The organism is Conexibacter sp. CPCC 206217, assembly GCF_030646165.1.
Lineage (GTDB): Bacteria > Actinomycetota > Thermoleophilia > Solirubrobacterales > Solirubrobacteraceae > Conexibacter.
Genome location: NZ_JAUTDO010000001.1, coordinates 385,854 through 405,423, shown reverse-complemented (window position 1 = coordinate 405,423; position 19,570 = coordinate 385,854). Strand labels below are relative to the sequence as shown.

21 protein-coding genes are annotated in these 19,570 nt (G+C 69.0%); 8 read left to right on the top strand and 13 right to left on the bottom strand.

Annotation, left to right across the window (positions count from 1 at the left end):
• Nucleotides 1–121: 121 nt before the first annotated feature.
• On the top strand, nucleotides 122–895 hold the full coding sequence (locus Q7L65_RS01925) for a hypothetical protein (RefSeq protein ID WP_304718527.1): 774 nt from the start codon (nucleotides 122–124) through the stop codon (nucleotides 893–895).
• 73 nt (nucleotides 896–968) lie between these two features.
• Nucleotides 969–1,283, top strand: a complete 315-nt coding sequence (locus tag Q7L65_RS01920; protein ID WP_304718526.1) for a hypothetical protein — start codon at nucleotides 969–971, stop codon at nucleotides 1,281–1,283.
• Between the two features lie 13 nt (nucleotides 1,284–1,296).
• Here the strand turns inward: Q7L65_RS01920 and Q7L65_RS01915 are convergent, their stop codons facing one another.
• Both Q7L65_RS01915 and Q7L65_RS01910 read right to left on the bottom strand, forming a co-directional pair.
• On the bottom strand, nucleotides 1,297–1,854 hold the full coding sequence (locus Q7L65_RS01915) for a hypothetical protein (protein WP_304718525.1): 558 nt from the start codon (nucleotides 1,852–1,854) through the stop codon (nucleotides 1,297–1,299).
• A 16-nt stretch (nucleotides 1,855–1,870) separates the two neighbouring features.
• Nucleotides 1,871–2,140 (bottom strand): hypothetical protein, encoded by a 270-nt coding sequence (locus tag Q7L65_RS01910; protein WP_304718524.1) that lies wholly within the window; start codon nucleotides 2,138–2,140, stop codon nucleotides 1,871–1,873.
• A gap of 104 nt (nucleotides 2,141–2,244) precedes the next feature.
• Between Q7L65_RS01910 and Q7L65_RS01905 the strand changes: the two genes are divergently transcribed.
• A complete protein-coding gene (locus tag Q7L65_RS01905; RefSeq protein ID WP_304718523.1) occupies nucleotides 2,245–3,849 on the top strand; it encodes a glycosyltransferase in 1,605 nt (534 codons plus the stop codon).
• A gap of 39 nt (nucleotides 3,850–3,888) precedes the next feature.
• Nucleotides 3,889–4,629, top strand: a complete 741-nt coding sequence (locus Q7L65_RS01900) for a plastocyanin/azurin family copper-binding protein (RefSeq protein WP_370552503.1) — start codon at nucleotides 3,889–3,891, stop codon at nucleotides 4,627–4,629.
• Here the strand turns inward: Q7L65_RS01900 and Q7L65_RS01895 are convergent.
• From Q7L65_RS01895 to Q7L65_RS01870, 6 genes are all read right to left on the bottom strand, one after another.
• Nucleotides 4,622–5,446 carry a cytochrome c oxidase assembly protein gene (locus tag Q7L65_RS01895; protein WP_304718521.1) on the bottom strand — a complete coding sequence of 275 codons (825 nt, stop codon included), beginning with the start codon at nucleotides 5,444–5,446 and terminating at the stop codon, nucleotides 4,622–4,624. The two genes, Q7L65_RS01900 and Q7L65_RS01895, sit on opposite strands and share 8 nt — an antisense overlap.
• Nucleotides 5,447–5,661: 215 nt before the next feature.
• Complete coding sequence (locus Q7L65_RS01890; protein WP_304718520.1) at nucleotides 5,662–6,288, bottom strand: heme-copper oxidase subunit III; 627 nt, start codon at nucleotides 6,286–6,288, stop codon at nucleotides 5,662–5,664.
• The gene (locus Q7L65_RS01885; protein ID WP_304718519.1) at nucleotides 6,288–7,148 is read right to left on the bottom strand and encodes a hypothetical protein; all 861 of its coding nucleotides are present in this window, start codon (nucleotides 7,146–7,148) and stop codon (nucleotides 6,288–6,290) included. The genes Q7L65_RS01890 and Q7L65_RS01885 overlap by 1 nt, the downstream gene beginning before the upstream one ends.
• 13 nt (nucleotides 7,149–7,161) lie before the next feature.
• On the bottom strand, nucleotides 7,162–9,078 hold the full coding sequence (locus tag Q7L65_RS01880; protein WP_304718518.1) for a cbb3-type cytochrome c oxidase subunit I: 1,917 nt from the start codon (nucleotides 9,076–9,078) through the stop codon (nucleotides 7,162–7,164).
• Between the two features lie 17 nt (nucleotides 9,079–9,095).
• Nucleotides 9,096–10,139, bottom strand: a complete 1,044-nt coding sequence (coxB, locus tag Q7L65_RS01875; RefSeq protein ID WP_304718517.1) for a cytochrome c oxidase subunit II — start codon at nucleotides 10,137–10,139, stop codon at nucleotides 9,096–9,098.
• 203 nt (nucleotides 10,140–10,342) lie between these two features.
• Nucleotides 10,343–10,669: a helix-turn-helix transcriptional regulator gene (locus Q7L65_RS01870; protein WP_304718516.1), complete on the bottom strand. Its 327-nt coding sequence runs from the start codon at nucleotides 10,667–10,669 to the stop codon at nucleotides 10,343–10,345.
• A gap of 239 nt (nucleotides 10,670–10,908) precedes the next feature.
• Between Q7L65_RS01870 and Q7L65_RS01865 the strand changes: the two genes are divergently transcribed.
• Entirely contained in the window at nucleotides 10,909–11,331 is a 423-nt protein-coding gene (locus Q7L65_RS01865) for a cyclic nucleotide-binding/CBS domain-containing protein (RefSeq protein WP_304718515.1), read from the top strand.
• Nucleotides 11,332–11,491: 160 nt separating this feature from the next.
• Here the strand turns inward: Q7L65_RS01865 and Q7L65_RS01860 are convergent, their stop codons facing one another.
• The 5 genes from Q7L65_RS01860 to Q7L65_RS01840 form a co-directional block, all read right to left on the bottom strand.
• On the bottom strand, nucleotides 11,492–11,743 hold the full coding sequence (locus tag Q7L65_RS01860) for a hypothetical protein (protein ID WP_304718514.1): 252 nt from the start codon (nucleotides 11,741–11,743) through the stop codon (nucleotides 11,492–11,494).
• Nucleotides 11,744–11,890: 147 nt separating this feature from the next.
• The gene (locus tag Q7L65_RS01855; protein ID WP_304718513.1) at nucleotides 11,891–12,805 is read right to left on the bottom strand and encodes a heme o synthase; all 915 of its coding nucleotides are present in this window, start codon (nucleotides 12,803–12,805) and stop codon (nucleotides 11,891–11,893) included.
• A gap of 11 nt (nucleotides 12,806–12,816) precedes the next feature.
• Nucleotides 12,817–14,517 carry a cytochrome c oxidase subunit I gene (gene ctaD, locus Q7L65_RS01850; RefSeq protein ID WP_304718512.1) on the bottom strand — a complete coding sequence of 567 codons (1,701 nt, stop codon included), beginning with the start codon at nucleotides 14,515–14,517 and terminating at the stop codon, nucleotides 12,817–12,819.
• Nucleotides 14,518–14,538: 21 nt separating this feature from the next.
• On the bottom strand, nucleotides 14,539–15,429 hold the full coding sequence (coxB, locus tag Q7L65_RS01845) for a cytochrome c oxidase subunit II (RefSeq protein ID WP_304718511.1): 891 nt from the start codon (nucleotides 15,427–15,429) through the stop codon (nucleotides 14,539–14,541).
• Between the two features lie 115 nt (nucleotides 15,430–15,544).
• Nucleotides 15,545–16,357, bottom strand: a complete 813-nt coding sequence (locus Q7L65_RS01840) for an enoyl-CoA hydratase-related protein (RefSeq protein ID WP_304718510.1) — start codon at nucleotides 16,355–16,357, stop codon at nucleotides 15,545–15,547.
• Between the two features lie 137 nt (nucleotides 16,358–16,494).
• On the opposite strand from Q7L65_RS01840, the gene Q7L65_RS01835 reads away from it, so the two are divergent.
• The 3 genes from Q7L65_RS01835 to trxB are packed head-to-tail and all read left to right on the top strand — an operon-like array spanning nucleotide 16,495 to nucleotide 19,561.
• The gene (locus Q7L65_RS01835; RefSeq protein ID WP_304718509.1) at nucleotides 16,495–17,385 is read left to right on the top strand and encodes a phosphatase PAP2 family protein; all 891 of its coding nucleotides are present in this window, start codon (nucleotides 16,495–16,497) and stop codon (nucleotides 17,383–17,385) included.
• Between the two features lie 5 nt (nucleotides 17,386–17,390).
• Nucleotides 17,391–18,527, top strand: coding sequence for a lysylphosphatidylglycerol synthase transmembrane domain-containing protein (locus tag Q7L65_RS01830; protein WP_304718508.1), 1,137 nt, complete (start codon nucleotides 17,391–17,393; stop codon nucleotides 18,525–18,527).
• A gap of 56 nt (nucleotides 18,528–18,583) precedes the next feature.
• A complete protein-coding gene (gene trxB, locus Q7L65_RS01825; protein ID WP_304718507.1) occupies nucleotides 18,584–19,561 on the top strand; it encodes a thioredoxin-disulfide reductase in 978 nt (325 codons plus the stop codon).
• Nucleotides 19,562–19,570: the final 9 nt, after the last annotated feature.

Genomic DNA, 19,570 nt, shown 5'->3' with positions numbered 1-19,570 from the left:
CGCGGGTCCACCGCGAGCCTGTCGCGTGGGCGGGCGCGACGGCGCTCGCGGTGGGTCGGCTCGACGGCGCAAGCCGGGCTGCAAGCGATACTTAGGCCGCTCATTCGTGTTGAATGAGCACATGAAGCGCATACTCCCCGGCCTCGCCGCGCTCGCGTGTGCGCTCGGTGTCGCCGCACAAAACGCCTCCGCGAAGATCTACGAGATCGGCGAGAGCGCCGTCCCGGTCACCACCAGCTGCCCGGACGACTGCTTCGTCGTCACCAAGACGACTGCACTGCAGGTCGCCACGGCCGGCAGAAACTACCCGACGACCGCGCCCGCGGACGGTCGCATCGTCGCGTTGACAGTGCAGCTCGGATCGCTGACGGACAAGCAGATAAGATTCTTCAACCGCACGTACGGCGGTACGCCGCGCGTCCAGCTGACGGTTCTCAGCCAGGACTCCAGACAGAAGCCGAAGCGCTTCTTCACCGCGACGGCGCAGAGCGAGACGTTCCGCATCACGGACTATCTCGGCACGACCGCGCAGTTCCCGCTCGAGACGAGCCTCGAGGTCAGAAAGGGCGACTTCATCGCCCTCACCGTGCCGACGTGGGCGCCGGTGCTGGCCGTCAACCTCGACAAGACCAACGGCTGGCGCGCTTCGCGCTCCGGCGCGGGTGCGTGCGGCGACGCGGGCCTCGCGACGCAGACCGCCCAACTGGTGCTCGACAGAGAGGCGCAGTACAAGTGCCTCTACCAGACGGCGAAGCTGACCTACACGGCGACGATGATCTCGACCCCGAAGCCGAGAGTCGCCGAGGAGCCCGCCAGAAGAACCGACTCGACGACGAGAAGAACCGACGACGACACGACGACCACGACGAGAAGAACCACCACCACGACGAGATGAGCGTGGGGGACGCGCGGTCGGTTCGCCGACCGCGCTCCTCGTCGCGGGACCCGGCTGGAGCTAGCATCGGCGCGTGACCACCGCGGGTTGGATCTTCCTCGTCGGGATGCGCGTCTTCGACGTCGGCGGGCTGATCGTGTGGCTGGTGTGGTTCTTCCGCCGCGAGGACGAGCCCGACGACTGGTCCGGCTGGGACGACCCCGGCGACGGCCCGCCACCCGATCGACCGGATTCGCCCGACCCCGGCGGCTCAGGCCTCAGACTCCCGCTGCCGGACGCCGCCCCCTGGCCGACCCGCCTGCGCGATCACGCCGCAGCGGGGCCGCAGCGTGCGATCGAGCGCCGCAAGGCGCCGGTGGAGCGGCCGCAGCGCGAGCGCACTCACTGAGCCGCCGCGTCGCTCAGCAGGCGCCGGGGTTCTGCTGGCAGAACGCGTCGGTGCCGGCGCCGCCGGTGCCCGAGTCGCCGCCGGTGTCGCCGGTCGCGCCGCCGCCGGGCGCTGCGCCGCCGCCGGTGTCGGCACCGCCGGTCGTGCCGCCCGTGTCGCCGCCGGTGTCCCCGGTGTCGCCGGTCGTGTCGCCGCCGCCGGTGTCGGTCGCGCCCGTGTCGCCGGTGCCGCCGCCGGTGTCAGCGGCGCCGTTGTCGGACGACGTGGTGTCGTCGGCGGTCGCGCCGCCGCTGTCGACGCTCGTGTCCGGCGACGACGTGTCGCTGCCCGTGTCGGCGGAGCCGGTGCCGCCCGGCGTCGTCGCGGTCGTGGACGTCGTGGAGACGGTCGCCGGCGTCGTGGAGGCGCCGGTCGGGATCGTCGCGCTCGTGCCGACCGTCAACGGCGGCGTGTCGAGCGTCGAGGCGCTCTCGGCGCCGCTGCCGCCGCAGGCTGCGAGGCCTGCTGCGATCAGCACGCCGGAGGCGAGTGCGAGAGTGGGACGGAGCAGATTGCGCGCGCGAAGCGGCACGATCAGCAGCGTCGCCTCAACGGCCGAGCGGCGCCATGCGGCGGCCGCAGACGGGGCAGTCGTTCAAATCCTTCGGAGCCATCTGGTCGCACCAGTTGCAGATGCGCAGGTTCGCGACCGTCCACGGCAGGTCCGAGGGCGACGGAGCCAGCGGCAGGAGCTGGGCGACGACCTCGAGCTCCTCGCCGGTCTCGCGGTCGAGGTAAGTGCGCCCCGGCTCGGCCTGCAGGATGACCTCACGACCAGTCGACGGGGTGCGCATGCGATAACGCTGATGAAGGCTCACGGGCAGGGATGCTACCAACGCGTCCGGCCGGGCGGCCCCGCCGCCGCCGGGCGTCGGAGAACCGGTCTGTTGCCGACTGCAGCGGGGAATAGGGTGCCGGGCACATGCGCGTCCTCATCTTCCACGGTTATTTGCTCGGCGGCACCGGCTCCAACGTCTACAACGCAAACCTCGCGGCGGCCCTCTCGCGGCTCGGGCACGACGTGCACCTGCTGTGCCAGGAGCGCGCGCCGCAGCAGTTCCCGTTCGTCGACGCCGAGGGCGATTGGGACGACGGCGAGCTGGCGCTGCGGACGTTGCGCGAGCCGGTCCGCTGCACGGTCTACCGTCCCGCGCTGGCGGGCGTGCTGCCGCTCTACGTCGCTGATCGCTACGAGGGGATCGAGGCGCGCACGTACAGGGAGCTGAGCGACGACGAGGTCGAGGCGTACGTCGCCGCCAACGTGCGGGCGGTGCGCGAGGTCGTCGAGCGGGTCGAGCCCGACGTCGCGCTCGCCAACCATCTCGTGATGGGGCCGCTGATCCTCTCGCGCGCGCTCGGACGCGTGCCCTACGCGGTCAAGATCCACGGCAGCGCGTTGGAGTACACGGTCGTGCCGCAGCCGGAGCGCTTCCTCGATGCGGCGCGGCGCGGCGTTGCGGGCGCGCGCGGGGTGCTGGTCGGCTCGCGCCACACGGCAGAGCGGCTGTGGGACACGCTGCTGGAGCCCGATCTGCCGCCGCGCACGCGCTTGGGCCCGCCAGGGGTCGACGTCGGCCGCTTCGGCCCGCGCGAGCCGCTGGCGGCGCGCGCCGGCCTGCGCGAGCTGGTCGAGACGCTGGAGCGGCGGGTCGAGGACGAGACGGTCGACGCGATGCTGGCGGAGACCCCGTCGGCCTTCACCCCCGACGACCGCGTCGCGCACGCCGCGCTGGCGCCGCTGCTGGAGCACCCCGACGATCCGCTCGTCGCGTTCGTCGGCAAGCTGATCGTCTCGAAGGGGATCGACCTGCTGGTGGCGGCGTGGCCGCTGGTGCTGGCGCGCGTGCCGCGCGCGCGGCTGGTCGTCGTCGGCTTCGGCGCCTACCGCGCCGGCGTCGAGCGGCTGATCGGGGCGCTCGCCGACGGCGACCTCGACACGGTCGACGAGCTGGTCGACGAGGGCCGCGCGGCAGAGGGCGGGCCGGACGGCACGCCGTTGACGCTGCTGCGCGCGTTCCTCGACGGGCTGCAGGACGACGGCGGCGCGCGCGACCGCTACCTCGCCGCCGCCTGCGAGCTGCGCGAGCGCGTGGTGCTGACAGGTCGCCTGGAGCACGACGAGCTGCGCGACCTGCTGCCGGCATGCGCGGCGCAGGTCGTCCCGAGCACGTTCCCCGAGGCGTTCGGGATGGTCGCCGCCGAGGCGGCGGCGTGCGGGACGCTGCCGATCTGCGCCGACCACTCCGGCCTCGCCGAGGTCGCCGGAGCGCTTGCGGACGCGGTCCCGGAGGCCGCGCGCGAGCTGCTCGCCTTCGCGCTCGACGACGGCGACCCGGTGCAGGGGATCGCGGATCGGCTCGTGACGTGGCTGCAGGCGGACGAGCAGCTGCGGGTGCAGACGCGCGCCGCGCTCGTCGCTACTGTGCGCGAGCGGTGGTCATGGGAGGGCGTTGCACGTGGTGTGATCGCCGCCGCGGAGGGAAGACTCGACGAGTTGCCGTTCCCCGAACGGATTTCGACGCAGTAGACACTGGTAAAGCTGCCGCTTCCTGGGATAGAGTCGCGCATGGAGATGATGGATCTGAACCGACGGAGACGAGGGTCATTCGTCGCTGTGGTCGCGGCATCGGCGCTGGTCGCCGGAATCGCAGGCTGCGGTGGGGATGACATCAAGGGGTCGCGAGCCGATCTCGTCCACGGGAAGCAGGAGTTCGTGGCGAGATGTGGCGCGTGCCACACGCTCGCGCGCGCGGGCACGAGAGGCAACGTCGGGCCAGATCTCGACGCGGCCTTCGCCCAGTCGATCGAGGACGGTTTCGGCCGCGACACGATCCAGGGTGTCGTGCACGAGCAGATCCTGTATCCGAACTCGAGAATGCCCGCGAAGATCGTCAAGGGCCAGACCGCCGTCGACGTCGCGGCCTACGTCGCCAACGCGGCGAGCAAGGGCGGCGAGGACCAGGGCGCGCTCGCGAGCGCGGTCAGAACCGCGTCGGCGGGCAGCGCCAGAGCCGAGGGCGGCAAGCTCGAGATCGACGCCAACCCCGACGGTCAGCTCGCGTACACGGTCAGAACTGCAACCGCGACGTCGGGCGCGCTGGAGATCGACTCCAGAAACGCCTCCTCCGTCCCGCACGACATCGCGCTGGCGAGCGCCGACGGCAGCGAGCTCGGCAAGGGCGAGACGGTCTCCGGCGGCGGCGTGTCGAGAGTCGACGTCGACGTCAGACCGGGCAGATACACCTTCTACTGCACCCTTCCAGGCCACCGCGAGGCTGGCATGGAAGGCACCCTCACCGTCAGATAGGTCCCGCCGGGGAGGCGGCCCTTGCGGCCGCCGCCTGGTCGCGGTCCTCCTGCTGGGAGGCGTGGTAGAAGAACCACGCCAGCGACGTGACGATGACGATGATGTCGAGCGTCATCATCAGGCCGCCGGCGGTGCCCTGGTCCGAGCGCGGTGAGAAGCCGAGCGGGCGGGGGCCGTCGCCGTAGGCGCCCTCGTAGAGGACGCCTCTGGTGAAGACGAAGATCATCCCGAGGAACATCGTCGACATGCGCGCGGCGAAGATGTAGCCGATCTTCCACAGGTGCCCGGGCATGCGGCGGCGCTGGGGCTCCAGCACCGGCCACCACAGCAGCAGGTTGGCGGCGAGGAAGAACTCGTGCTGCAGCGCGTGCAGCAGCGGATGCGCGAGCGCGCCCTCGAACAGGACGCTCGCGTGCCAGGCGTAGATCGTCAGCACGTAGACCGGCAGTGCCACCAGCGGCTGGCGCAGCGTGCGGAAGATCGTCCGCAGCCAACGCCGTCTGGCCAGCAGCACGAGCGCGGGGCGGGGCAGAAAGAACAGCAGCATCGGCGCGCGCATGCCGGCCAGCAGGAACGGGGCCGCGATGTCGCCCAGCAGCAGATGCTGGGCCATGTGCGCGCTCATCAGCTCGCCGTCGTAGGCGTCGAGCGGGCCGTTCAGCGCGACCGTCACGAACGCGATCCCGATCCACCAGCAGGCCTGCTGGCCGCGACCGACGCGCAGGCCGCGCCGGCGCACGATGCCGAGCGCGCGCACGTACAGCCAGCAGGCCAGCGCGATCAGCAGCAGGACGACCGGGTCGAACGCGAATCTCATCGTCAGTCAGTCTGCCCGGTTCGGCGCGTCGCGGAGGAGCCGCGTGGCGCGCTGGCGGCCGCGAGGCGCGGCCAGACCGCAGCGTCTCGCGATCACAGCAGCGCGCGTGCCAGCAGCACGAGCGCGATGATCACGACAGCGACGATGAAGACGTAGAGGAGGAGGCGAAACGCCTCCTCCTCGGAGCGAAGCGGATTGAGCATCGACGGTCAGATCTACAACAGGTAGACGGCGGAGTACACGATCACCCACATCACGTCGACGAAGTGCCAGTAGATCCCCGGCACCTCGACGCCGCGGTGCTCCTCCGGCGAGAAGTGGCCGCGGAACGCCCGCACCGTCACGAACAGGAGGATCATCAGGCCGAGCGCGACGTGCGCGCCGTGCAACCCGGTCAGGCCGTAGAAGACCGACGCCTGCGCGCTGTTGGAGGGCGCGAAGCCGATGTGCACGTACTCGTTGATCTGGATGAAGAGGAACGTGGCGCCGAGCAGGAAGGTCGTCGCCATGCCGGCCTTGAACGCGGCGCGGTTGCCGCGCTTGATCGCCTCGAGCGCCCAGTGCAGGGTGATCGAGGACGACAAGAGGATCGCGGTGTTGACGCCGGCGATCGCCTTCGGCAGCTCCGTCCCCTCCGCGGGCCACGGATTCCCGTCCACGACCCGGATGAAGAAGTAGGCCGTGAAGAAGGCCCCGAAGACCATGATCTCGGAGATGATGAACAGCATCATCCCGAGCATCTGCGGGTCCACACGAGAGCTCCGGTGCGCCTCCGGCGGGCCGTGGTGGTGCTCGGCCTCGCCGGCGTGGTGCAGCGAAGGGGACGCGGAAGCGGCTTCCATCAGGCGGCCTTCGCTCCCGTCTCGGCGACGACCGCGTCCTCTGCGACGTCGACCTCGATGTGCTGGACCGGCGCGGCGGTGATCCGCTGCACGCGGTCGATCAGGTCGCTGCGCATCCAGCGCGAGCGCATCTTGGGCAGCGTCGAGATGACGATCTCGTCGACGCGGTGGAACTGCAGCGCGTTCGCGACGGCGGCGTAGGGGTCGGGGTCGCCGATCCCGCCCATCGCGGGGATGCCCTCTCTCGAGAGCCTGTCCAGCAGCGCCTGCAGGCGCTGCTTCGCCTGCGACGTGTGGTGGCCCTGTCCGCCGTCCTGCGGGACGACGACGAGGAAGCGGTGGGGCGACGCCTGCGCGCGGCGTCTGAGCTCCTCGAACAGCGCGTCGGCTCTCGCCGTCTGGTTGGCGACGATCAGCGTGTGCGTCTCGGGATCGCTCTCGCGCTCGGACTCGAGGTCCACGACGATGTGCTGCACCGGCAGACCGGTCGCGTTCTCGACGCGCTCGATCAGGTCGTGGCGCAGCCAGCCGGAGCGCGTCTCGGGATGCGTCGAGACGATCACCTCGTCGATGCCGTACTCGCGCACGGCGTCGAGGACCGCGGTGTAGGGATCGGGGTCCATCACGTCCCCGATCGCTCTGATGCCGTGCTCGCCGATCGCATCGAGCGTCTCGTTGATGCGCATCTGCGCCGCGTCGCGCACAGCCTCGTCGTAGATGACGTAGCCGTTCTGCGGGCGGTTCTGCGGGGCGATCACGACGAACTCGGCGTCGCCTGCCTCATGTCGGGCGCGAATCGCGTCGACGAGGCTGCGTCCGCCGTGGGTTTCGTTCGCGACCACGAGAACTCTTCTGGCCATGGTGCGTCTCACCTCACTCTCTGGTCGGTGACGTCGCGACGGAGCCGGCCGGAGTCGGCTTCGCCTCTGTGGGCGATTGGAAGATGCCGTGGACGGCGCCGGGCACCCCGTACTCGTACGGGCCGCCGACGACTGTCGGGACGGCGTCGAAGTTGAAGATCGGCGGCGGGGAGGAGACCTGCCACTCGAGCGTGAGCGACCGCCACGGGTTCGCCGCGGCGCGGGGGCCGCCGCGCCAGCTCGCGACCATGTTGTAGAGGAAGATGAGCATCGAGAGGCCGAGCGCGAAGCTCGCGATCGACACGAACAGGTTCAGCGTCGCGTACTGCTCGGCGTAGTCGGCGACGCGCCGGGGCATGCCGTCGATCCCGAGCAGGTGCATCGGGCCGAAGGTGACGTTGAAGAAGACGAACGTGCACCAGAAGTGGATCTTCCCGAGGCGCTCGTCGTACATTCGCCCGGTCATCTTCGGGAACCAGAAGTAGATCCCGGCGAAGATCGTGAAGAGCGAGCCGCCGAACAGCACGTAGTGGATGTGGGCGACGATGAAGTACGTGTCCGAGACGTAGATGTCGAACGGGATCATCGACAGCATCACGCCGCTGATCCCGCCGAGCGTGAACGTCGTCAGGAAGCCGAGTGCGAACAGCATCGGCGTGTCGAGGTGGAGCACGCCTTTCCACAGCGTCGCCAGCCACGAGAAGATCTTGATCCCGGTCGGCACGGCGATGATCGCGGTCGTGATCATCATCGGGACGCGGATCCACGCCTGCATGCCCGAGACGAACATGTGGTGGGCCCAGACGGTGAAGCCGAGCGCGACGATCGCCAGCAGCGAGAACGCCATCATGCGATAGCCGAAGATCGGTTTGCGGGCCTTCACCGAGAGGATCTCGGAGACGATCCCGAACCCTGGCAGCATCATGATGTAGACCGCTGGGTGGGAGTAGAACCAGAAGACGTGCTGGTACATCAGCACGCTCCCGTTCTTGTTCGAGCCGACGAACGCGTCGAAGAAGTTGAAGCCGAGCGCGCGGTCCAGCAGCACGAAGAACTGCGAGGCGGCGATGAACGGCGTCGCGATCACGACCAGCAGCGAGGTCGAGAAGTTCGCCCACACCAGCAGCGGCATGCGGAAGAAGCTCATGCCCGGCGCGCGCATCGTGATGATCGTGACGAGGAAGTTCAGCGCTGTCGCGATCGACGACGCGCCGGCGAACTGGACGCCGATCGTGAAGAACGTCTGCCCCAACGGCATGTCCGTCGACAGTGGGGCATAGGCGGTCCAGCCGGACGCGAACGCGCCGCCGGGGGCGAAGAAGCTCGCCGTCAGCAGCGTGCCGGCCGCGGGCAGCATCCAGAACGAGAGCGCGTTCAGGCGCGGGAAGGCCATGTCCGGCGCGCCGATCATCAGCGGCAGGACGTAGTTGGCGATGCCGGCGAAGACCGGGATCACGAACAGGAAGATCAGCAGCGCGGCGTGGACCGAGAAGAGGCCGTTGAAGGTCGAGCTGTCGACGAACTGCATGCCCGGCTTGGCCAGCTCCGCGCGCATCAGCATCGCGATCAGGCCGCCGAGGAACATGAAGAAGAACGAGACGCAGATGTACTGGATCCCGATCACCTTGTGATCGGTGTTGACGCGGAAGTAGTCCTTCCAGCTGGTGGCGCCGTGCGAGGAGTGGTCCTCCGCGCGCGTCGGACGGCCCGACGCGTAGTAGAACCAGTAGTCGAAGCAGCCGAGGCCGACGAGGAAGAAGAGTGGGACGGCTATCAGCGAGACGGTCGTGATCGCCTCGCCGTCGGCCCAGGCGTCCGGGTAGTGCATGAGCGTGCGCACGACCCCGACGAGCACCCAGGAGAACGCGATCCCGAGCAGCACGAAGAGTGCGGCGCGGTACCACCCTGGGTTGCGGAGCTTTACGGTCATCTAGCAGCTCTCCTTCGTCATCTCGACACGCTCGCGAGGTACGTAACGAGCCCGTCGATCTGCTCTGCTGTCAGTGTCTCCGAGAAGTTGCTCGGCATCACGCCGGGTTGGAAGCCCTCGGTGATCTTGGCGTCGGGATCGACGATGTCTTCTCTGATCTCCGCCTCCGACTGGCCTCTGAGGGCGCTTGTGAGGTCGGGGCCGACGGTGCCGCTGGTGCCCGCGTCCGCGAGCGTGTGGCAGCTGCCGCAGTTGGAGACGAAGGTCTCTCTGCCGGCCGCCGCGGCATCGCCGCCGGCGCTCGCGTCGCCGCCGCCCGCCGCACCGCCGCCTGCGACCGCCGCGGGTCTTGAGGCTCTGGCGATCCAGCTCGTGTACGCGGCTGGTGTCACGACTCTGGCCGTCGAGCGCATGACCGCGTGGCCGAGGCCGCACAGCTCCGCGCAGACGACCTCGAATCTGCCGATCCGCGTCGGGGTCGCGCGGACCTCGGTCGTCATGCCGGGGACCGCGTCTATCTTGACGCGGAAAGCCGGCACCCAGAAGTCGTGGATCACGTCGATCGCTCTGACCTTGAAGAGGATGGGGCGATCCTTCGGCAGCACCAGCTCCGTCGTCTCCAGCGTTCTGCCGCCGTCGAGCGCGTAGGCGTATCTCCACGCGAACTGCTGGCCGGTGACCTGGACGACGAGCGTGTTGGGCTCCTTCTCCTCGATGTCGCGCAGCACCGTGTAGGCGTAGCTGCAGAGCGACACGAGCATGATCGCCGGGATCGCGGTCCAGAAGACCTCCAGGCGCGTGTTGCCGTGGATCGGAGGCCCGTCCTGTCTCTCCTGCCCGGGACGCATGCGGAACTGCCACACGGAGAGGAGGATCACGCAGACGACGCCGACGAAGATCGGGACGGAGACGATCATCAACACGTCGTAGAGCGTGTCGATCGGCTTCGCCTGCTTGGCGGCGTCGGCCGGGAACCAGTCGATGATGAGGGCGATCGCGATGCCGAGCGCGGACGCGATTGCGCCTACGACCACCATCACTGCGACCGGATGTCTACGCACGCGTGAAACTCCTGACTGCCGCCATGGAACTGCTCTCCTGACGCGATCCTAAGCGAGCGACGGGACGGTGCGCAAACCCGGTCGGGAGGAAGACCGCCCGGAGTGCGATCCGCGGGCATTCGGGGTATGCCGCCGAGCGCATGACGACGCGCCCGGCCGAGGACTCGGACGGATGCGTCTGAAGGAGCTGCGAAGGCGTGCGGCTAGGCTGCGCGCTGCGCCGGCGACGAGCCCTCGCGGGCCCGTGCGCGGTACGCCGACGGGACGCTGCCGAGGTGGCGGCGGAAGGTCTTGGCGAACTGCGCCGGCTGTCGGTATCCGACGCGACGCGCGACTTCGCGGACCGTCAGCGACCCGTTGGCGAGCAGCTCAGCGGCCCGCTCCATGCGGACTCTGGTGAGATGCTCGCGGAAGGTCGTGTCGCCGATCTCGGCGTAGGCTCGTTGCAGCTGGCGGCGCGACGAGGCCACCCGGCGGGCGATATCGTCGAGCTCCAGGTCCGAGGCGTACTCGGCCTCCACGATCCGCACGGCCTCGTTGAAGAGCTGAGTGCGGTGGCGGACTGTTCCTGGTCGTTGCGTTGGCACACCCAGAGATACGGAGCGAGGACCAGTTTTGGATGGTCCGAACAGCGTTCTTGTGACAATCTGGCGCACAAACACTCTTTGGGTACGATAACGAGCATGGGCTGTGCTCCCAACTGGCGTGTGTCGTTCGCCACAAGGGGTAAGCTTGCTGCAATCGTTGCAAGCGACCACGGAGGACGGCGATGCAGGTACGCGAGGGCATGTCGGCCACATCGCTGACCGTTGGACCGGGGCACACGCTTCGGGAGGCGGCCCAGCTGATGCACGAGAGGTCGGTCGGATCGGCGATCGTGCTCGACGGCGACCAACCAGGACCTGGGCTCCTGACGGAGCGCGACCTGTTGCATGCAATCGGCCGCGGGTTGGATCCCGACACCGAGCTGGTCGAGGATCACCTCACCAGCGATCTCGTCTTTGCCGGCCCCGACTGGTCGCTCGAGCAGGCGGCCTGCGAGATGGTGCGCGGCGGCTTCCGTCACCTGATCGTCGTTGAGGGCGGTGACCTCGTCGGCGTGCTCTCGATGCGTGACGTCGTGCGTTGCTGGACGGAGGACGGCGCCGTCTGCGCGGTCCCGATGTCGGGCAGCGGGGCCGCGGCGCGTTAGCCCGCCACGCCGGCGCCCGTAAGCACACAACCGGCTCACGCAGCCGGAAGAGAGATGTGCCGAGCGGCGCCAGTGGGGCGCCGCTCGTGCGTCCGGGGCCAAGAACGAGGAACGGCGCCCGCGGGCGCCGTTCGGAAGCTGTGGAAGCGGCGGGCCGCGTTCAGTGGTCGGCGGGGCCGTGCGAGTGCTCGAGCGGCAGTGCGGCGATGTCTCTGCGCGTGTCCATGATCCAGCGGATCGTGGTCGAGAGGAACAGCACGAGGCCGATGATCAGGATCGGCAGGCCGACCGTGATGCCAATGACCGAGAGCGTGATGCCCGCCGCGTTGAGGATCGGCAGGAGGCTCGGGCCGGGGAGGTGGATCTCTTCGCCGACGGGCGGCGGGGTCTGCTCAGGCTGGGTCTGGCTCATGGTCCTAGGAGATGTAGATCGCGGCGGCCAGGAACGACGCGCCGAACATGAAGACGCAGACCGCCGTGGCGATCAGTGCGGAGCGGATGTTCTTGCGTGCGAGTCGACGGTCCATTGTGAGTCCTTGATTCTACGGTCTTTTGCGGATCAGAGCTTCACGTCGGCCACCATCGCGCCGAACAGCAGCGCGAGGTAGAGCATCGAGAAGAGGTAGAGCTTGAGCGCGGAGGCGCGGTCCGGGTGGCGCTGCAGTCTGACTGCCAGGAACAGGAACCAGCCGCCCAGCAGCGCCGCGCAGACGGCGTAGATGCCGTCGAACAGGCGCCCGGCGAACGGCAGGAACGTGACCGCGACGAGCAGGAAGCTGTAGAGCGTGATCTGGCGGCGCGTCTCGTCCTCGCCGCGCACGACCGGCAGCATCGGCACGCCGACGGCGGCGTACTCGTCCTTCATCCGCAGCGACAGCGCCCAGAAGTGGGGCGGGGTCCAATAGAAGACGATCGCGAACAGGTAGAGCGCGGCCGGGTCGAACGAGCCCGTCACCGCGACCCAGCCGACGAGCGGCGGGACCGCGCCGGCGGCGCCGCCGATGACGATGTTCTGCGGCGTCGTGCGCTTCAGCCAGAACGTGTAGACGAAGACGTAGCCGAGGAAGCCGAGCAGCGCGAATGACGCCGCCAGCACGTTGACCGTCAGCGACAGCAGCAAGAACGAGGCGATCTGCAGGCTGAAGCCGTAGATCAGCGCCGCGTGAGGGCTGACGCGGCCGGAGGGGATCGGCCGGTTGGCCGTCCGCGCCATGCGCGCGTCGATGTCGCGGTCGTACCAGTGGTTGACCGCGCCTGCGCCGCCGGCCGACAAGTAGCCGCCCAGCAGCGTCAGCAGGATCAGTCCGACCGAGGGGCTGCCCGCGATCTCCATCGTCGCCACGGTCGTCAGCAGCAGCAGCAGCTGGACGCGCGGCTTCGTCAGCGTGACGTAGTCGGCGACCAACTGACGCACGCCGCTGGAGGCGTGCGTCTGCTTGACGGGGGCGGGGGAGGTGAAGCGCGACGCTTCCACGAGCGGGGAGACTACGCGTTCGCGGTGGGCTGCGTTGCGCTTTCGTGCTCGATGCCGGACTGGCGCTCCACCTGACGGCGGATGTCCTTCATCGGCTCGACCGAGCGCACGCGCGGGATCTCGTCGAAGTTGTTGACCGGCGGGGGCGAGGTCGTGAACCACTCGAGGGTGTTGCCCTTCCACGGGTCAGGACCGGCGATCGCGCCGTTCTTGTAGCTGCGCAAGAAGTTGACGCACGACAGCAGGATGCCGATGCCGAGCACGAACGAGCCGACCGTCGAGATCTGGTTGTAGAGCGTCCAGCCCGCGTCGCCGGGGTACTGGTAGATCCGGCGCGGCATGCCCGACAGGCCCGCGGCGTGCTGCACGAGGAAGGTCAGGTTGAAGCCGATGAACATCAGCCAGAACGACGCCTTCGCGAGCGGCTCGCTGCAGAGGCGGCCGGTCATCTTCGGGTACCAGTAGTAGAGCCCGCAGAAGATCGTGAAGACGGCGCCGCCCATCAGCACGTAGTGGAAGTGCGCGACGACGAAGTACGTGTCGGTCAGCTGCCAGTCGACGGGGAAGACGGCGAGGAAGATGCCCGTGATGCCGCCGATCACGAAGATCGCGATGAAGCCGACCGCGAAGTACAGCGGCGAGGCCATCACGATCGACCCGCGCCACAGCGTCGCGATCCAGTTGAAGATCTTGACGCCCGTCGGCACGGCGATCAGGAAGGACGACAGCATGAAGAAGCCGAGCACGACCGTCGGGACCGGCACCGAGAACATGTGGTGGGCCCACACGAGCGCCGCCAGGAAGGCGATCACGGCGGTCGAGGCCGCGATCGCCTTGTAGCCGAAGATCGGCTTGCGGGCGAAGACCGGCAGGACCTCGGAGATGATCCCGAAGCCCGGCAGGATCATGATGTACACCTCTGGGTGGCCGAAGAACCAGAAGAGGTGTTGCCACAGGACTGGTGAGCCGCCCTCGGTCGGGTCGAAGAAGTGCGTCCCGAAGTGTCGATCGGTCAGCAGCATCGTGACCGCGCCGGCGATCACCGGCAGCGCCAGGATCAGCAGCAGGGCGTAGATCAGGATCGTCCAGCCGAACAGCGGCAGACGGCCCCAGCCCATGCCGGGCGCGCGCATGTTGACGATCGTGGCGTAGAAGTTGACCGCGCCCACGAGCGAGGAGATGCCGGTGATGTGGATCAGGAAGATCCACGCGTCCTGGCCGCCGCTCGGGGTGAACATCTCGTTCGAGAGCGGGGTGTAGGAGAACCAGCCGGCCTCCGGCGGCTGCCACAGCAGCGACGCGTAGAAGACGATGCCGCCGAACGCGAGCAGCCAGAACGACAGCGCGTTGAGGCGCGGGAACGCCATGTCGCGCGCGCCGATCATCAGCGGCAGGAAGTAGTTCGCGAAGCCCGCCATCGCCGGGACGACGAACAGGAAGATCATCGTCGTGCCGTGCAGCGTGAAGAGCTCGTTGTAGTGCTCGGGGGTGAGGAAGTTGTTGTTCGGCGTCGCGAGCTGGACGCGGATCAACAGTGCCTCGAGGCCACCGATGAGGAAAAAGCCGAACGTGAAGACCAGGTACAGGATCCCGATCTTCTTGTGATCGGTCGTGGTCAGCCAGTCGATCCAGCGGGCGCGAGTACGCGGCTTGGCGACATCGTGCGCGAGCACCTGCGGCACCGGTTGCATCGCGAAGTCGGGGGTTGCCATGAGCGGTCGAGTTCCTTTTTCCTAGTTGAGGTCGCCGTCGCGCGTGAGCTGCTCGCGCAACTGCAGGACCTCTCTGTCCGCAGCGGCGATGTCTCTTCTCTGCTGCTGCAGCCAAGCCGTGTACTCCTGCGGCGTGACGACGCGAACGCGCGCCGTCATGTCGGCGTGGTTGCGACCGCAGAGCTCGGCGCACTGGCCTCTGTAGGTCTCGCCGGCTCGCGGGGCCTTGAACCAGGTGAAGTTTCTGTAGCCGGGGACGGCGTCGAACTTGCCGCCGAGCTTCGGGATCCACCAGGAGTGGATGACGTCGGTCGCCTGGATGTCCAGCACGACCGTCGTGTTCGCCGGGACCACCATCTCCTCGTAGGAGTAGGCGACGCCGAACGGGTTTCTCTGGCACTCCTCACCGTACGTGTAGCGCCAGATGTACTGGCGCCCGGTGACGCAGATCGTCAGCTTCTTGCCGTTCGGCGGCGAGGGGACGTCGACCGAAGCGGTCAGCACGCCGTCGGCGAGCTGCAGGCCGTCCGCGCTGCTGTTGGGCGGGTCCTGGATCGAGCTCAGCTTCGAGAACGTGACGGCGGCGAGCGCGACGAGGATCAGCGCGGCGCCGACCGTCCAGGAGATCTCCAGACGGGTGTTGCCGTGGATCTGTGCGGCGACCGCGCCCTTCTTGGCGCGGAATCTCCAGATCGAGTAGAAGAGCGCGCCCTCGACGACGATGAAGACGACGATCGCTATGTAGAGGACGATCTTGTACAGCGAGTCGATCTGGTCTGCGTTCGGCGAGCCACCCGACTCAGGGGTGAGGAAGTCGGCGAACGCGCCGCTGGCGAAGACGAGCGATCCGATCGTCGCGAGCAGCAGGGCCGCGACAGCGCGGCGGCGAATGGAAGCAGTTTCAGGTCGCAAGGCGGCGCGGATTCTATCCACGAAGCGGTCGAGTGCTGCGCCACGTGCCCCACTCCGGTTCCCGGGGTCTGCGCAACGCCCGTCCTGACGGGAACTTTCCTGCATCTCGACCACCTCAGACACCCTTGAATTCCGGGGCGCGCTTCTGCAAGAACGCGAGCGCGCCCTCCGCGAAGTCGCTGCTCGCCGCCTGCTGCTGCTGGATCTCGGCCTCCAGTTCGAGCTGCTGCGCGAGGCGGCTGTAGGCCCACGCGTTGAGCTGGCGCTTGCTGCCGGCGTAGGAGCGCGTCGGGCCGGCGCCGAGCCTCGCGGCGAGCGCGTCGGCGGCCGCGGTCAGCTCGTCGTCGGGGTGGACGGCGTTGATCAGGCCCCAGTCGAGCGCCTTGGGGGCGTGCAGCCGCTCTCCGAGCAGCGCCATCTCGAGCGCTCGGGTCAAGCCGATCCGCTCCGGGATGAAGGCGGAGGAGCCGCCGTCGGGGACGAGCCCGATGTTGACGAACGCGAGCAGGAAGTAGGCCGACTCGGCGGCCAGCACGAGGTCCGCGGCGAGCGCGAGCGAGCAGCCGATCCCGACGGCGGGGCCCTGGACCGCGGCGACGACCGGCTTGGGCAGTTCGCGCAGGCCGACGATGATCGGGTGGTAGCGCTCGACGAGCGCGGTCTGGACGTCCGGGTGGCCCTCTGGCGTCGCATCGAAGCCGGCCGACAGGTCGGCGCCCGAGGAGAAGCCGCGGCCGGCGCCGGTGAGCAGCACGGCGCGGACGGCGTCGTCAGCGCCGACGCGCTCGACGGCGTCGAGCAGGTCGAACCCGAGCTGCGTGTTCCACGCGTTCAGGTTGTCGGGCCGATTCAGCTCGATGCGTGCGACTGCGTCGGCACGGTGGACGTTCACCGTGTCGTACGCGTGCACCAGCTCGTAGTCGCTCATGGGCCGGGATCCTACGTTCGAACGAGGCGTACCGGCGCCGATCCGGGCGTACGTGTGAAGGAGTTGTGAGACCACCCTCATATACTCCCGGCGCTTTGCCGAAGTCGAAGGCCCTCCGAGCTGCAGCCTGGGCGATCTTGGCTGCCGGCGTCGCCGCTCCAATCGTGCGCCGCCGGGTCCGCCTGCCCAAACCGGCCGTCCTGGCGGCGGCCGCGGCCGCCCCTGTCGCACTCTGCGTCGTCGTTCCCCGCTCCCGAAAGCGCGACGTCGCGACCTGCGCGCTGCAGATGTGGGCGTACCTCGCGGCGTACGAGATGCCGCACGACGACCCCGAGGCGCTGCAACGACGCGTGCACGTCGACTACCCCGTCAACGTCGACCGCGTGATCGGCCTCGGCACCCCCCCGACGCTGCGGCTGCAGCGGCTGCTGTCGGCGCCCGGGAAGATGCGCGGCGTCGAGAAGGTGCTCGTCTGGTCGCACTGGCTGTGGTTCGCCGTCCCGCACGCGACGACGGCCTATGTGCTGATCCGTAGACGCGAGAGATTCGGCCGCGCCGCGCTGACGACGTACGCGGTCTTCGACCTCGGCGCGCTGATCTACTGGCTGGTGCCGACCGCGCCGCCCTGGTACGCCCACCAGCAGGGCAGACTCGAGGACCACGCGCACACCCGTGTGCGGCGGATGATGATCGAGTACGGCGAGCAGTTCTGGAAGCACCGCTGGGGGCCGCTCTACAGTTTGCTGGGAGGCAATCCCCTGGCTGCCATGCCGTCCCTTCATTTCGCGACTTCCGTGAACGCCGCGCACCTGCTCCGCGAGGTGGGTCCGGTCGAAGGCGCGATCGGCTGGACGTACGCGCTGACGCTGGGGCTCGCACTCGTCTACCTCGGCGAGCACTACGTCGTCGACCTGCTCGCCGGACTCGCCCTGACCGAGACCGTGCGGTTCGCCTCCGGTCCGCTGACACCGGCCGCCCTGGCCGGCTCGCGGCTGGTGCAGCAGCTCGAGTTCAGGGCGCGGGGCTGACCCGGATGGGCGACGAGGCGGTACGCCAGCGGTCGAAGGTGGAGGCACCGGCGACCGCGCCCCTCGTCGCGCCCGGGCAGGAGCACGAGGAGGATCATCACGAGGAGATGCCGCGCGTCGTCATAACGCGCCGGCGCCTGATCGCCTCGGCCGTCTTCGTCGCCGCGGTGATCGCCTTCCTCTACTTCGTGCTGCCGGAGATCAGCGGCATGAAGGAGACGTGGAACCGCGTCGCCGACGGCGACCACGCCTGGCTGGCCGCGGCGCTCGCGTTCGAGCTGCTGTCGATCGCCAGCTACGTCGCGCTCTTCCACGGCGTCCACATCCCGCCCGGCTTCAGAGTCACGCTGCGCGACAGCTACCTGATGACGATGGCGAGCCTCGCCGCCACACGCCTGTTCGCGGCCGGCGGCGCCGGCGGCGTCGCGCTGACGGCGTGGGCGCTGCGGCGCGCGGGCCTGCCGCGACGCGAGGTCGCCGAGCGGATGATCGCCTTCCTGATGCTGTTGTACGGCGTCTACGTCGTCGCGATGATCGTCTGCGGCCTGGGGCTGCGGACGGGGCTGTTCCCGGGCCCGGCGCCGTTCGGGCTGACGGTCCTGCCCGCGATCGTCGGCGTGATCGCGATCTGCATCGTGGTGCCGCTGGCGTTCGTGCCGGAGGACTTCCCGGAGCGGGTCGAGCGGATGGCGCCGCGGCGGCCGCGCGCGGCGAAGTGGCTGCGCCGCTTCGCGCTCGGGCCGGCGTCGGCGCGCGGCGGAATCCGCTTCGCCTTCTACAAGGCGTCGCACCCGGACCGCGCGATGTTCGGCGTCGCGACCTGGTGGATCTTCAACGTCGCGGTCCTGTACGCGTCGTTTCGCGCGTTCGGCGACGCGCCGCCGCTGGCCGTCGTCGTGCAGGGCTACTTCGTCGGCATGCTCGGCAACCTGCTGCCGCTGCCGGGCGGGATCGGCGGCGTCGACGGCGGCATGATCGGCGCCTTCGTCGCGTTCGGCGTCGGCGGCAGCCTCGCCGTCCTGGCCGTCCTGGCGTACCGTCTGCTGGCGTTCTGGCTGCCGACGATACCGGGCATCATCGCCTACTTCCGCCTGCGCAAGCGGGTCGAGACGTGGCAGCGAGAACCGGCCGCCGCGGCCTAGCGCGGCACGCTATCCTTTGTGAAGTATTGAAACGCGATCGGAGAGCCGAGTCACTCATGTCAGACGTCGAGAACGTCATCATCGTCGGCAGCGGACCGGCCGGCTACACCGCGGCGCTGTACACCGCGCGCGCTGACCTGAGACCGCTCGTGATCGAGGGCTTCGCCTGGGGCGGCCTGCTGCAGCAGACGACCGAGGTCGAGAACTACCCCGGCTACAGAGAAGGCGTCATGGGGCCCGTGATGATGCAGGAGTTCCGCGACCAGGCCGAGCGCTTCGGCACGCGCTTCATCACCGACGACGCGACCAGAGTCGAGCTCAACGACGGCGGCATCCACACCGTCTGGATCGGCGACGACGCGTACCGCACGAAGGCCGTCGTGCTCGCGATGGGCGCCCAGCACAAGAAGCTCGGCGCGACCGGCGAGCTGGAGCTGAGCGGACGCGGCGTCAGCTATTGCGCGACCTGCGACGCGGCCTTCTTCAAGGAGCACGAGACCGTCATCGTCGGCGGCGGCGACTCCGCGATGGAGGAGGCGATCTTCCTGGCGAAGTTCGCCGGCAGAGTCGTGATCGTCAACCGCCGCGACGAGTTCCGCGCGTCCGCGATCATGCTCGACCGCGCCAGAGCGCAGCCGAACATCGAGTGGCTGACGCCCTACGTCGTGGACGAGTTCGCCGCGGGCGAGAAGGGGATGATGGAGAAGGTCATCCTCAAGCACACCGACAGCGGCGAGGTGCGCGAGCACTCCGCCACGGGCGCCTTCATCGCGATCGGCCACGAACCGCAGTCGGAGCTGGTCGACGGCCTCGTCGAGCTGGACGAGAACGGCTACGTCAAGACCGAGGGCCTCTCGACGCGCACGAACGTCGCGGGCGTCTTCGCCGCCGGCGACCTCGTCGACCACACCTACCGCCAGGCGATCACCGCCGCGGGCTCCGGCTGCAAGGCCGCGCTCGACGCCGAGTGGTACCTGCGCGACACGCCGCCGGTGGTCGAGCCGGCGCCGGTCAATCAGGCGGTCGAAGCCTGAGCCGGCAGA

Bases quoted from the DNA above. Each gene is read 5' to 3' on its own strand.
- ctaD (WP_304718512.1), bottom strand. From the start codon at position 14,517: ATGGCAACCCCCGACTTCGCGATGCAACCGGTGCCGCAGGTGCTCGCG.
- Q7L65_RS01860 (WP_304718514.1), bottom strand. From the start codon at position 11,743: ATGAGCCAGACCCAGCCTGAGCAGACCCCGCCGCCCGTCGGCGAAGAG.
- Q7L65_RS01885 (WP_304718519.1), bottom strand. From the start codon at position 7,148: ATGGCCAGAAGAGTTCTCGTGGTCGCGAACGAAACCCACGGCGGACGC.
- Q7L65_RS01895 (WP_304718521.1), bottom strand. From the start codon at position 5,446: ATGAGATTCGCGTTCGACCCGGTCGTCCTGCTGCTGATCGCGCTGGCC.
- Q7L65_RS01840 (WP_304718510.1), bottom strand. From the start codon at position 16,357: ATGAGCGACTACGAGCTGGTGCACGCGTACGACACGGTGAACGTCCAC.
- Q7L65_RS01900 (WP_370552503.1), top strand. From the start codon at position 3,889: ATGGAGATGATGGATCTGAACCGACGGAGACGAGGGTCATTCGTCGCT.
- Q7L65_RS01830 (WP_304718508.1), top strand. From the start codon at position 17,391: ATGGGCGACGAGGCGGTACGCCAGCGGTCGAAGGTGGAGGCACCGGCG.
- trxB (WP_304718507.1), top strand. From the start codon at position 18,584: ATGTCAGACGTCGAGAACGTCATCATCGTCGGCAGCGGACCGGCCGGC.
- Q7L65_RS01890 (WP_304718520.1), bottom strand. From the start codon at position 6,288: ATGGAAGCCGCTTCCGCGTCCCCTTCGCTGCACCACGCCGGCGAGGCC.
- Q7L65_RS01905 (WP_304718523.1), top strand. From the start codon at position 2,245: ATGCGCGTCCTCATCTTCCACGGTTATTTGCTCGGCGGCACCGGCTCC.
- Q7L65_RS01925 (WP_304718527.1), top strand. From the start codon at position 122: ATGAAGCGCATACTCCCCGGCCTCGCCGCGCTCGCGTGTGCGCTCGGT.
- Q7L65_RS01865 (WP_304718515.1), top strand. From the start codon at position 10,909: ATGCAGGTACGCGAGGGCATGTCGGCCACATCGCTGACCGTTGGACCG.
- Q7L65_RS01880 (WP_304718518.1), bottom strand. From the start codon at position 9,078: ATGACCGTAAAGCTCCGCAACCCAGGGTGGTACCGCGCCGCACTCTTC.